Source organism: Paraburkholderia sp. GAS33 (assembly GCF_050436645.1).
GTDB classification, from domain to species: Bacteria; Pseudomonadota; Gammaproteobacteria; order Burkholderiales; family Burkholderiaceae; genus Paraburkholderia; species Paraburkholderia phenazinium_B.
Genome location: NZ_JBNDMP010000002.1, coordinates 441162 through 453984 on the forward strand (window position 1 = coordinate 441162; position 12823 = coordinate 453984).

The 12823-nt window shown below is 62.2% G+C and carries 11 protein-coding genes; all 11 read right to left on the reverse strand.

Annotated elements, in window-relative coordinates:
* Nucleotides 1-105: 105 nt before the first annotated feature.
* A complete protein-coding gene (locus P3T24_RS08350) occupies nucleotides 106-1992 on the reverse strand; it encodes a potassium transporter Kup (protein ID WP_074264199.1) in 1887 nt (628 codons plus the stop codon).
* 253 nt (nucleotides 1993-2245) lie between these two features.
* Nucleotides 2246-2830, reverse strand: coding sequence for a phosphoribosyltransferase (locus tag P3T24_RS08355; RefSeq protein WP_074264198.1), 585 nt, complete (start codon nucleotides 2828-2830; stop codon nucleotides 2246-2248).
* A gap of 3 nt (nucleotides 2831-2833) precedes the next feature.
* A complete protein-coding gene (locus tag P3T24_RS08360; protein WP_429433706.1) occupies nucleotides 2834-4180 on the reverse strand; it encodes an adenylosuccinate synthase in 1347 nt (448 codons plus the stop codon).
* 180 nt (nucleotides 4181-4360) lie between these two features.
* Nucleotides 4361-5512 (reverse strand): ATP phosphoribosyltransferase regulatory subunit, encoded by a 1152-nt coding sequence (locus tag P3T24_RS08365; RefSeq protein ID WP_074264196.1) that lies wholly within the window; start codon nucleotides 5510-5512, stop codon nucleotides 4361-4363.
* A gap of 154 nt (nucleotides 5513-5666) precedes the next feature.
* Nucleotides 5667-5858: a DUF2065 domain-containing protein gene (locus P3T24_RS08370; protein ID WP_074264195.1), complete on the reverse strand. Its 192-nt coding sequence runs from the start codon at nucleotides 5856-5858 to the stop codon at nucleotides 5667-5669.
* Nucleotides 5859-5902: 44 nt separating this feature from the next.
* Nucleotides 5903-6805, reverse strand: a complete 903-nt coding sequence (hflC, locus tag P3T24_RS08375; RefSeq protein ID WP_429433709.1) for a protease modulator HflC — start codon at nucleotides 6803-6805, stop codon at nucleotides 5903-5905.
* An 11-nt stretch (nucleotides 6806-6816) separates the two neighbouring features.
* Nucleotides 6817-8241: an FtsH protease activity modulator HflK gene (gene hflK / locus P3T24_RS08380; protein WP_429433711.1), complete on the reverse strand. Its 1425-nt coding sequence runs from the start codon at nucleotides 8239-8241 to the stop codon at nucleotides 6817-6819.
* Between the two features lie 50 nt (nucleotides 8242-8291).
* Nucleotides 8292-9524, reverse strand: coding sequence for a GTPase HflX (hflX, locus tag P3T24_RS08385; protein WP_254368816.1), 1233 nt, complete (start codon nucleotides 9522-9524; stop codon nucleotides 8292-8294).
* Nucleotides 9525-9555: 31 nt separating this feature from the next.
* On the reverse strand, nucleotides 9556-9792 hold the full coding sequence (gene hfq / locus P3T24_RS08390) for an RNA chaperone Hfq (protein ID WP_006051315.1): 237 nt from the start codon (nucleotides 9790-9792) through the stop codon (nucleotides 9556-9558).
* A gap of 142 nt (nucleotides 9793-9934) precedes the next feature.
* Complete coding sequence (gene der / locus P3T24_RS08395) at nucleotides 9935-11272, reverse strand: ribosome biogenesis GTPase Der (RefSeq protein WP_074266017.1); 1338 nt, start codon at nucleotides 11270-11272, stop codon at nucleotides 9935-9937.
* A gap of 349 nt (nucleotides 11273-11621) precedes the next feature.
* A complete protein-coding gene (bamB, locus tag P3T24_RS08400) occupies nucleotides 11622-12767 on the reverse strand; it encodes an outer membrane protein assembly factor BamB (RefSeq protein WP_429433713.1) in 1146 nt (381 codons plus the stop codon).
* Nucleotides 12768-12823: the final 56 nt, after the last annotated feature.

Sequence of the window (12823 nt, forward strand, 5' to 3'; positions counted from 1 at the left end):
CCGCAAGCGCCGCTAAACAAAAAGCCCACGCAGATGCGATCTGCGTGGGCTTTTTCATTGACCGCCCTGCCAGCAGAACAACCCCGGCAAGGACGGCATCGAAACTCAAATCTCGATCTTCGTCCCCAACTCCACCACACGATTGGCCGGGATACTGAAGAAATCGGTCGGCTTGGCCGCGTTCTGATGCATCCATGCGAACACCCGCTCGCGCCACACCGACATCCCTGGCAATTGTGTCGGCACAACCGTTTCCCGCGCGAGGAAGAACGACGTATCCATCAGTTCGAAGGTCATATCGTGCGTGCGGCCCACATCGGTCATCACCGCTTTCACGTCGGGCGTCTCGTTGAAACCGTATGCCGCCTTCACCAGGAACAATCCCCCGCCGATCTCTTTGACCGTGACGCGATCCGCGTCTTCAACATAGGGAATATCGAGCGTCGCGAAAGTCAGGAAAATGGTGCGCTCGTGCAGCACCTTGTTGTGCTTCAGGTTGTGCAGCAGACTCACCGGCACCAGCACGTCGCTGCCCGTCAGATAGATGGCCGTGCCCGACACGCGATGCGGCGGATGCGCGAGCAAACCCTGCAGGAACGGCATCAACGGAATACCGTCGGCGGCCGTGCGTTCCTTGACGATCATCCTGCCCTTGAACCAGGTCATCAGCAGGAAGAACAGCAGTGCGCCGATGCCCAACGGCAGCCAGCCGCCCTCCTCGACCTTCAGCAGATTCGCGCCGAAGAAGCCGAGATCGACCACCATCAGGCCGCCGATAATCAGCGCGACCGCCAGCTTGTTCCACTTCCACACATTCACCATCACCACGCAGGCGAGGATCGTGGTGATCACCATCGTGGCCGTCACCGCGATACCGTACGCTGCCGCGAGATTGTCCGAACTCTTGAAGGCCACCACGATGCACAGGATGATGAAGAGCAGCATCCAGTTCACCACTGGCACATAGATCTGTCCGATCGCGAGATCCGACGTATGCAGGATCTTCATGCGCGGCACATAGCCGAGCTGGATGGCCTGGCTCGTCAACGAATAGGCGCCGGAAATCACCGCCTGCGAGGCGATCACGGTGGCCACCGTGGAGAGCACCACGAGCGGCAGCAGCGCCCAGTCGGGCGCAAGCAGGAAGAACGGGTTTTCGATGGCCTTGGGGTCGTGCATCAGCAGCGCGCCCTGGCCGAAGTAGTTCATCACCAGCGAAGGCATCACGAGACAGTACCAGGCCAGCCGGATCGGCTTGGCGCCGAAGTGGCCCATATCGGCGTACAGCGCTTCGGCGCCGGTCAGCACCAGCACTACCGAGCCGAGCACCACATACGCCTGCAGCACGTGCGCCGCCATGAACGAATAGGCGTAGTACGGATTGAGCGCGCGGATGACGGTGGGCGCCTGCACGATATGCGCAAGGCCGAGCACACCGATCACCGCGAACCAGACCACCATGATCGGTCCGAACAGACGCCCCACCATGGCCGTGCCGTGCCGCTGGATCCAGAACAGCACGATCAGGATGAGGATGGTGAGCGGCAACACCAGATGGGCCAGGTTAGGCGCTGCGATCTCCAGCCCTTCGACCGCGGAGATCACCGAGATGGCTGGCGTAATCACCGCATCGCCGTAGAACATGCAGGCGCCGAAGATACCGAGCATCACGAGCAGCCCCGCGAGCTTCTTCTTTGGATCGACCGAGCGTAACGCCAACGCCATCAACGCCAGCACACCGCCCTCGCCATTGTTATCGGCGCGCATCACGAACAGCACGTACTTGATGCTGACGACGATCACGATCGCCCAGAACAGCAGCGAGATCACACCGAGGATGGATTGTTCGGTCAGCGGGATGCCATGCGCCGGGCTGAACGCCTCTTTCAGCGAATACAACGGACTCGTGCCGATGTCACCGAATACCACGCCGACCGCGGCCAGTGCGAGTGCAGGCAAAGGCTGTTTGTGCGCGTGATGGGTATCTGTCATAAACGCGAGGTATCCGTTCCTGAGCGGAAAAAAACGAGCGCTATTCTAAACTGACTGTAAGGTAGCGCCCCGGCCTGTTGTGCGTACACCACGTGGACAGCCCGCGAAGTTTAGCACCGTGCTACGAGCCCGTCAGCCGCTTGTCATCGCGTTGTCAGGCGCTTTCTCATCAACCTGCGCGCAAAAAAAAACGGAGCCTAACCTGGCTCCGTTCTTGCTCATTCGCCGCATACGCCGGACAAGCCGGCGTCCATCACTGACCCGAGGATTCCTGCGCGGTACCGCGCTTGATCCAGGCGCCGAGATTATGCGGACGCACAGTGTCCCATTCCTCGAACGGCTGATGAATCCACGGATTGGTGGGCAGAAACTGCACGTGGTAGTCGGGCTTCACCTTCGAGCAGCCCTTGTACCAGAGCACCGCCGAGCGCACCGACGTAATGGCCGGATAGCGCTCTTTCAGATGCTGCTGCACGCGCGCCAGCGTCACGCCCGAATCGACGAGATCGTCGACCAGCAGCACGTTGCCCGACAGCTCGCCGCGCGTCATCGTGATGTATTGGGCAATGTCGAGTTCGCCCTGCTCCGTGCCCGCGGCTTCACGGTACGAACTAGTGGCCAGGATCGCCAGCGGCAGATCGTAGATGCGCGAGAGCTGATCGCCCACGCGCAGACCACCGCGTGCGAGGCACAGGATCTTGTCGAACTTCCAGCCCGAATCGTGCACAGCGAGCGCCAGCAGTTCGATCAGGCGGTGATACTCGTCCCAGCCAACCCACAGGTTCTTGTCGTCATTGCGCGGGTCTTTCATCGCAATCATCGGTACACCCTGCGTCATGAGTTAAGCCTTGAACGGATGACGAAGCAGAATCGTCTCGTCACGATCCGGGCCAGTTGAAACCATGTCGATCGGCACGCCAGCCACTTCCTGCACACGTGTCAGATAAGCACGCGCGTTGGCAGGCAGCTTGTCCCATTCCTTGATGCCGACCGTGCTTTCCTTCCAGCCGCCGAAAGTCTCGTACACCGGCACGCAACGCGCCACTTCCGTCGAACCGCGCGGCAGGATATCGCAGTCCTTGCCGTCGACCTTGTAGCCGACACACAGCTTCACTTCGTCGAGGCCATCGAGCACGTCGAGCTTGGTGATGCACAGGCCCGAGATGCCGTTGATCTGGATCGAGCGGCGCAGCGCGGCGGCGTCGAGCCAGCCAGTGCGGCGCGGACGGCCGGTGACCGAGCCGAACTCCTTGCCAACCGTAGCCAGCGTCAGACCGATCTGGTCCTGACGATCGACGTTATCCGCATCGTACAGTTCGCTCGGGAACGGGCCCGAACCGACACGCGTGCAATACGCCTTGGTGATGCCAAGCATGTAGTTCAGCTTTTGCGGACCGACGCCCGCGCCTGCGGCAGCCGCACCGGCCACGCAGTTGCTCGAGGTGACGAACGGATACGTGCCGTGGTCGATGTCGAGCAGCGTGCCTTGCGCGCCTTCGAACAGCAGGTTGTTGCCCTTGGCGTTTTCGTCGTAGAGGCGACGCGACACGTCCGTGACCATCGGCTTCAGACGGTCGGCGTAGCTGAGCATCGTATCGAGCGTTTGCTGGAAGTCGACCGCATCGACGCCCAGGTATTTCGTCAACACGAAGTTGTGGTAATCGAGATTTTCACGCAGACGTTCGGCGAAGCTTTCCGGATCGAACAGGTCTTGCACGCGCAAGCCGCGGCGCGCCACCTTGTCTTCGTAAGCCGGGCCGATGCCACGGCCGGTGGTGCCGATCTTGGCCGCGCCACGGCGCTTTTCGCGGCCCTGGTCGATGGCAACGTGATACGGCAGGATGAGGGTGGTGGCTTCGGAAATGAAGAGGCGCTTTTGCACATCCACGCCGGCGGATTCGAGCTCGCCAATTTCCTTGAACAGCGCTTCCGGCGACAACACGACGCCATTGCCGATGTAGCACGCCACGCCGGGATGCATGATGCCCGACGGAATCAGACGCAAGATGGTTTTCTTGCCGCCGATGATAAGCGTGTGACCGGCATTGTGACCGCCCTGGAAGCGAACGACGCCTTGAGCGTGGTCCGTCAGCCAGTCGACGATCTTGCCCTTGCCTTCATCACCCCATTGGGTTCCCACGACGACGACGTTACGTCCGGGGTTCACATTCGCAGCGCTGGCAGACATGTTGTTTCGTATGCTGGTTAAAAACGTATTCTACCTATGTTCGCGGAAGCTTCCGAATTTTTCCGTTTCCGCTCAACGGTATGGACGTTATCTTAGGTATATCGAAGTGATGCGGCGGCTCACCGCATCGATTGCTTTGCGTTCGTTCTGGCGAACGTTTTGCCGCTCAGGTTTCGCCGCTCAGGCGTGGGGTTCGACAACCCACGCGCCGTTGCGCTCGACCAACACGCGATCGCAGGCAAATTCATCGAGCGCATGGTCGTGACCCGGCAGCGCCTGGATCACCACCTCGCCCGCATCGCGCAATGCGGCCACACTGGCGCGCAGGGCGTCATCGTGCTGCCACGGCGCGAGAATCGCGCTGCTGCGCGCTTCGACCGGCGAGATACGCGCCACTTCACGCAGGTCGAGCGAAAAACCGGTCGCTGCGCGGGCCCGGCCATATGCCTGGCCGACGTGGTCGTAACGGCCACCACGCGCGACCGCGTTCGGCACACCGTCGACATAGGCCGAAAACATCACGCCGCTGTGGTACGCATAGCCACGCAGGTCAGCGAGATCGATCATCACTTCCGCACCCTCGACCTGGCTGGCGAGGAACGCGAGATCGTCGAGTGCGCGGGCAATTTCCGGTGTGCCAGGCAGACGCTCGCGCGCTTCTTCCAGCACCGACGCGTCGCCATAGAGTGACGGCAACGCACGCAGCGCATCGCGAACTACCGGCGTAAGTTCAGTCGTCAATTCCGCCAGACGCGGCACGTCCTTGCCGGCGAGCGCTTCATAGAGCGATTCACCCAAAGCCTGCGCAGCCGGTTCGGCGTCGATCAGGGCCGCCAGCACGCCCGCATGGCACAGGTCCAGACGAACCTTCGCGAGACCCGCCAGACGCAGCGCGTCGAGCATCAACTGCTGGATTTCAAGGTCTGCTTCGAGCCCGGCGTGGCCGTAGATTTCCGCGCCGATCTGGATCTGTTCGCGCGTGGCATGCAGGCCACGCGGACGCGTGTGCAGAACGTTGCCGGCGTAACACAGGCGCGTCACGCCCTGACGGTTCAGCAGGTGCGCGTCGATGCGCGCCACCTGCGGCGTCATGTCGGCGCGCAGGCCCAGCGTGCGGCCCGACAACTGGTCGACCAGCTTGAAAGTGCGCAGATTGAGGTCGTGGCCCCCGCCCGTCAGCAGCGACTCGAGGTACTCGAGCAGCGGCGGCATAACCATCTCATAGCCGTAGACGCGAAAACGGTCCAGCAGATGACGCCGCAACTCTTCGATCTTGCGGGCTTCCGACGGCAGCACGTCGGCAATATTCTCGGGAAGTAACCAGGTCGACATCGATACAGTCCTACGACGGTGAACACGGCGCCTCGCCGCGCCGGTAATTGAGAGTGAATGGCCAGCCGGGGCATGCGTACATGCATGCGGTGGCGGCAGCGCCGGCAGGCGACGCGCGCCCCGCGCCAAATCGCAACCCGAACCGCTTGCGCCTTCAGGTGACGATAAATAGCAGTATCAGCCCCAGCGCCATCACAATCAGTCCGCCAATGCGGATCTGCTGCGGCGGGCGTTCCGACATTTTACGGAACGTGTCGCGCCAGGCGCTCGGAAAAACGAAGGGGAACATCCCCTCGATGATCAGCATCAATGCGATCGCAAGCAATAACGAGCCGGCTATATCCATGCGAGTGGCGGTGCCGCGATACGTGTGCCGCGGCGCTCCAGTAATCAGTGTTTGCGCGCTGCCGCGGCGGCGTCCGGTGACATTTCACCGTCCGGGCTACGCATGAAGCGGAAAAACTCGCTGCTCGAATCGACCACAATCACGTCGTTCGGCTTGAAGGTGTTCCGGTAAGCCAGCATGCTCTGGTAGAACTGGTAGAACTGGGGATCGCGGCCATATGCGTCGGCGGCGATGGAGGCGGCCTTGCCGTCACCCTCGCCCTTGATCGTCTGCGCCTGCATATACGCGTCCGCGAGCAGCGCCTGCTGCCGGTTGGCCGCGTCGGCCTTGATCTGATCGGCCTCGGCCACGCCCTTGGCGCGCTCTGCGCTGGCCGCCTGCTCGCGCGCGGCGCTCATGCGCTTGTAGACCGAGTCAGCCATCGCAGCCGGGAAATCGATCCGGGCCAACTGGACGTCGATCACTTCCACGCCTAGCGACGCCGCCGCGGCGGACATGGCGCCACGCGCGTCGTCCGCAAGCGCCTGCTGTTTGGCCAGGGCGTCGGACAGCGTGACCTTTGCAAACGCATCGCCGAGCGCACTGCGCGACAACAAGGCGAGCCGGTCCGGTAACGTCTGTTCGTCGCCCTTGGTCTGGTCGAAGAGCTTGAGCGGGTCGGTCACGCGATACTTGATCACGGAGTCGACCAGCAAGTCGGTTTTGTCAGACGTGACGAAGCGGTCTTCATCCGGCGTATCGAGCGTCTGGATCCGGCTGTCCACCAGCATCAGTGTTTGCAGCGGGGGCGGCAGCTTTGCATGCAGCCCCGGGCCGAGCAGTTCGGGAGTCGCGTCGCCGCGTCCGGACAGCACCGCCATATGACGCTGATCGACCACGAATACCGTCGACGACGCCGCAAACAGCAGAAGGACGATAACGACGATGAGCGCAATGATTCGATTCATGTTCGCGCGCCTCATTGGATGTCGTCTTCGCGGCCGCGGCTGCGGAACGCGTCGCGCGAGCGCAGCGGATCGCTGGCGGCGTCGGCTTCGCTGGCCGGGCTCGCTGCCGCGGCGGCCGAGGCCGCTGCGGCAGGTGCGGGGGTATTGCTCGCGGCCTGGCTATCCTGCGTGCCCTGGGCTCCCTGAGTACTTTGCGCACCCTGGTTCAGGCCGACGGCGGAACCGGCCGCGCTGCCGGAAGCAGCGCTCGCCGCAGCAGCATCGGCAGCATGCTGACGGGTGGCCTCGACCAGCTTGTCGAGCGGCAGATACATCACGTTGTTACCGGCTTTGCTGTCGACAAATACCTTCGTCGAATTCGAATAGATATGCTGCATGGTGTCCAGGTACATGCGCTCACGGATCACCGCCGGCGCTTTTGAATACTGCTCGTAGACCTGCTTGAAGCGCTCGGCATCGCCTTGCGCCTGCGCCACCACCTGGTCGCTGTAGGTCTTGGCCTGGTCGACGAGGCGCGCCGCGTCAGCCTGCGCATGCGGCAACAGGTCGTTGGCATACGCCTGAGCATCGGCCCTGGCGCGTTCGCGGTCCTGATGCGCTTTCGCTGCGTCGTCGAATGCGGCCTGCACCTGCTCAGGCGCCTGCACACCTTGAATCGTCACACCGGTCACGACGAGACCGGTCTGCGATTCGTCCAGGGAATGCTGGATCGCATCGGTGAGTTGCTGGCGAATTGCTTCGCGATCCTGATAGAGGATATCGTCGGTGCTGCGCACGCCGACGATGCTGCGCACGGCCGCCTGCGCAGCGAGCGTCACGCTCTGGTCGGGGTCGACACTGCGGAACAGATAGTCCGTCGCGCTACGCACCTGGTACTGCACGGCAAAACGCACATCGACGATGTCTGCGTCATGCGTGAGCATCGCGGCGTCCTTGACGTTCGCCATACGCACGATATTGTTGCGGCCAATCTCCACCGAACGCACGTCGCCGACATTGACGAGCTCGTGCGCTTCGAACGGATACGGCAGACGCCAGTGCACGCCCGGCGCCGCGGTATAGCGATACTTGCCGAACTGGGTCACGACGCCGGCCTGGCCGTCCTGCACCACGAACACACCGCTGCCGAGATAAATGGCGATCAGCACGCCGATGACGATACCTACACCGATACGCGCACCGCGCCCATTGTCAGGGCGGCCTGCGCCGCCACCCGTGCCCTTGCGGCCGAACATGCTGCTCAGGCGGCGATTGAAATCGCGCCACATCTCGTCGAGATCGGGCGGACCATCGCCATCCTTGCCGTTCTGCGGACGCTTCGGGTCGTTCGGACGTTGCCGGTCGCCATTGCCGTCACCCCGGCCCCAGCGCGGATCGTTCATCGAAAGAGTGGCGCGCAGGCGCAGCCAGATACTCCGCACGTTGTAATCGTTCACCTGTGTTCGTTCACCAGAGTAGACAGCGGGTCAGTGCAATTTGGAACGGGTCAGTGCCCGAGTTCGGGGACCTTGCGGTCGTCACGTGATTCTGCAGGCCAGCCTTCTTCCGGCGCTTGTGGCGCGTTTGGCTCTGCATGCTGCACGTCGGGAAGAGTGTCGGCAGCCGCGATTTCGGCGATGGCAGCGCGCAGTGTCTCCAGTCCCTGCCCGGTGCGCGCGCTCAAAAAGACGCGCGAAATATTACCATACTCATCCCGCTCAACCGTGTCGCCTCGGGCCGCCAGCTCGGGCACGGCGTCGATCTTGTTGAACACCAGCACCTGGCGGATCGTGTCGGCACCGATTTCGTGCAACACCTCGTTGACCTGATCGATCTGGTCGAGGCGCACGGCGCTCGATGCATCCACGACGTGCAGCAGCAGATCGGCGTGAATCGTTTCTTCCAGCGTGGCGCGAAACGCTGCCACCAGCTGGTGAGGCAACTCGCGGATAAAGCCGACCGTATCGGACACCACCACCTGCCCCACCTCGTCGCCGAGATAGACGCGCCGCGAGGTCGTGTCGAGCGTGGCGAACAACTGGTCCGCCGCATACGCCTGCGCCTTCGTGAGCGCATTGAACAGCGTGGACTTGCCCGCGTTCGTATAACCGACCAGCGACACCGACATCGTGCGGTTGCGTTCGCGCGCGCGCCGCTGCGTGCCGTGCTGGCGGCGCAGTTTTTCGAGCCGCGTCTTCAACGCCTTGATGCGCTCACCGATCAGCCGGCGGTCGGTTTCAAGCTGCGTTTCACCCGGACCGCGCAAACCGATACCGCCTTTTTGCCGCTCCAGGTGGGTCCATGCGCGGATCAGCCGCGTGGACAGGTACTGCAATTGTGCGAGCTCGACCTGCAGCTTGCCTTCATGGCTGCGGGCGCGCTGCGCAAAAATATCGAGAATCAGACTCGTGCGGTCGATCACGCGCCTGTTAAGCGCCTGCTCCAGATTACGTTGCTGGGCCGGCGCAAGCGCGTGATTGAAGATGACGAGTTCAATGTCGTTCGCCTCGCACGCAAGGCGCAGTTCTTCCGCCTTGCCGCTGCCGACAAACATTTTGGCGTCGGGACTGGAGCGGCGTCCGGTGAGGGTAACGAGGGGAGTCGCGCCCGCGCTTTGCGCGAGCAGGCTGAGTTCTTCGAGACTGGCTTCGAAATCGATCTTACCGAAGTCGATGCCGACAAGCGCTGCGTTGGTCAAATTGGAGGGTATCAAAATGAAGCGGCCGGGAGAGATCGCCAACGGGCGACACTACGCCGGCCGCGACGAGAGGTTAGGACTGTTCGGAATCCGGGTGGAAATTTACCGGGCGGGCAGGCACGACAGTGGAAATGGCGTGCTTGTAGACCATCTGGGTAACCGTATTCCGGAGCAACACGACGTACTGGTCGAACGATTCGATGTTCCCTTGAAGCTTGATGCCGTTGACCAGGTAGATCGACACCGGCACATGCTCTTTACGCAGTGCGTTCAAAAACGGGTCTTGTAACAATTGCCCTTTGTTGCTCATAGCAAACTCCGTATTTTTTTGCAGGTTGACTAAATTGACGACGAAGAAAAAGAAATCCGCCGTCAACCGCTACACTATAGCCGATTTTCGTTTTTGCGCGAGTGACCTGGCCATCCGGCCAAACCCAACACACACGCGGGTTTCAGCCTTTGTCCGCGTAAGGGTTCGTCGACGATCTGAACTCTATGCGCAATGGAGTCCCAGTCAGCCCGAAAGTTTCCCTGAAGCGATTTTCGAGGTAGCGTTTATACGTTTCCGTGATCGCGTCGAGCGCATTGCCGTGAATCACGATAATTGGCGGGTTTTGGCCTCCCTGGTGCGCATAACGCAGCTTCGGACGAACCGGACCCCGCCGGCGCGGCTGCTGGAATTCGACTGCGTCGATCAGTGCGCGCGTCAATTTCGGTGTCGGCAGCTTGGACATGGCCGCCGCATAGGCGTCGTCAACCGAGCGCATCAACGGCCCAATCCCCGACTTTTCGGCCGCTGAAATAAAGTGAAATTTCGCAAAGTCGAGAAATTTTAGTTTGCGCTCCAGATCCGCTTTGGTGCGCTCGCGCACATGCGAGTCGAGACCATCCCATTTGTTTACGCCAACAACTAGCGCGCGGCCCTGCTCCACCACGAAACCGGCAATGTGCGCATCCTGGTCGGAGATGTCCTGACGGGCGTCGAGCAGCAGGATCACGACGTTCGCGTCCGAAATGGACTGCAGCGTCTTCACCACCGAGAACTTTTCGATGGCTTCGAACACCTTGCCGCGACGGCGCAGGCCAGCGGTGTCGATCAGCGTGTAGGGCTTGCCCTGACGCTCGAAATCCACGTAGATCGAATCGCGCGTGGTGCCGGGCATGTCGAACGCAATCACGCGCTCCTCGCCGACGAGCGCGTTGATCAGCGTCGACTTGCCGACGTTCGGACGGCCCACGATGGCGATCTTGATGCCGCGCGCAGCCTTTTCCTCGTCGCTCTCTTCCGGTTGACCCGCGTATGCGACTTCCAGCGCATCGTTGATCATCTCGGTCACGCCGTCGCCGTGCGCCGCCGAAATGGCGCGCGGATCGCCGAGCCCCAGTTCGTAGAAGTCCGCGGCGACCGCGCTGTACTTCATCCCCTCGGCCTTGTTGACGACGAGGAAAATCGGCCGGCCAACCTTGCGCAAGTAGTCGGCAATCGACTTGTCCTGCGGCGCGAGACCATTGCGGCCGTCAACAATGAACACGACGATGTCCGATTCTTCGACTGCCTGACGGGTCTGGCGCGCCATCTCATGGAGGATGCCGTCTTTGGCGACCGGTTCGAAACCGCCGGTGTCCACCACGAGGTACGGGCGCTCGCCGGTACGGCCTTCGCCGTAGTGGCGATCGCGTGTGAGACCCGGCAGGTCGGCAACGAGCGCATCACGCGAGCGCGTGAGACGGTTGAATAGCGTGGATTTCCCCACATTGGGGCGCCCCACAAGGGCAATTACGGGTTTCATCAGATGTTGTTCACGGTGAAACGCGAGGCCGGGATAGATCACCCCGCGCGCGACGCCATGCGGCCGCGTCGCGGCTGCGTTTGACGCAAATTATCACGAATTCGGCCGGCCCCGGACGTGCGGCAAATATGCCCGTCCAGGCGGACGTTGGGCTGGCTATATGGGCGGCGCCGCAGCGCCGCCGGGTTCCAGGTGTTGCGGACGGCTCCGCTTTCGCACCCGCGGCAAGCCTATGCCGCCGCAAACCCACGAAGCGGACGGTGACGTGCACCGCCCAGGATACAACTAAAAACGCGCGCGGCCGGCTAAGCCGGCCTGCGCGCGGTACCGCGTAAGCCTCTCGCCGCGTTTAGCGCGGACGGAAGCCGTAGATGTCGCCGTCGTGCGTCTGGACGACGAGCGTTTCGCCCGCCAGCACCGGCGCGGCGGTAATCGCACTTCCATCGGTGGGCATCCGTGCGACGAGCGTACCGTCGTCACGTGAGAGGAAATGCACGAAACCCTGGTAATCGCCCATCACCGCGGCGTGACCCAGCAGGAACGGCACACTCAGTTCGCGGTTCTTCAGCTTGTCGTTGGTCCACAACTGCTTGCCGCTCGTCGCGTCGAACGCGTTGACGACCGACCAGTCGTCTGCACCGACCACCGTCGATTCGTCCTGCGCAATACCGCTCGTGCTCGAGAACGCCTTTTCCCACAACGGACGGCCCGAGTTCGCGTCGAAACAGCCAACCTGCCCCTGGAACGTCACGGCACAGGTTTGCGCGTCGACCAGCGTGGGCGGCCCGGTCACGTCATTGATCCGCTCGACTTCCGTCACGCCCTTCGGATAAGACACCGGCGTTTCCCAGAAGGTATCGCCCGTCTGCACGTTGATCGCTGCGAACGTGCCGCCAGGGAAGCCGGCCAGCACCGCCTGGCCACCCGCGAACGTCATGCCTGCCGACACGCGCAGATTGAGCGGCACCGCGCGGTTGCGGTATACCCACTTCTGTTCACCGGTTTGCGCGTTGAACGCCGTGATCTGGCCGTCCACCGTACGCACCACAACGAAGCCGTTACCCACCAGCGGCGGCGAAATGATTTCGCCCGGCGCCGTGTTCTTCCACAACTGCTTGCCGTTCTCGTCGAGCACGTACACCTGGCCCTTGAGCGCGCCGACCGCAGTCAGCGTTCCGTCGCTGCCGACACCTGCCGACAGGTCGCTGCCGATCTTGATACGCCAGACATCCTTGCCGGTCTGCGCGTCGATCTTCGCGACCGAGCCGTTCGCGCCTGCGGCGTACACGAAGTTGCCGACCGCCACCGGCGAGAACAGATAGCGCCCTGCCTTACCGACACTGGCCTTCCAGACCTGCTGCACGTTCAGCACGGGTTTGAACTCGGTGAGCGGCGTCGGCACGCGGCGCTCGTCCTTCGTGGATGAGCAAGCCGTCATCATGAGCACGGTCATCGCACAGGCAACGGGCACAGCGTAGCGTTTCAGCAGATTCATCGGTTGACGTTGCATTTAGGGAGATTGATCAAATGGGACTGGTTGAGCGTCATGCG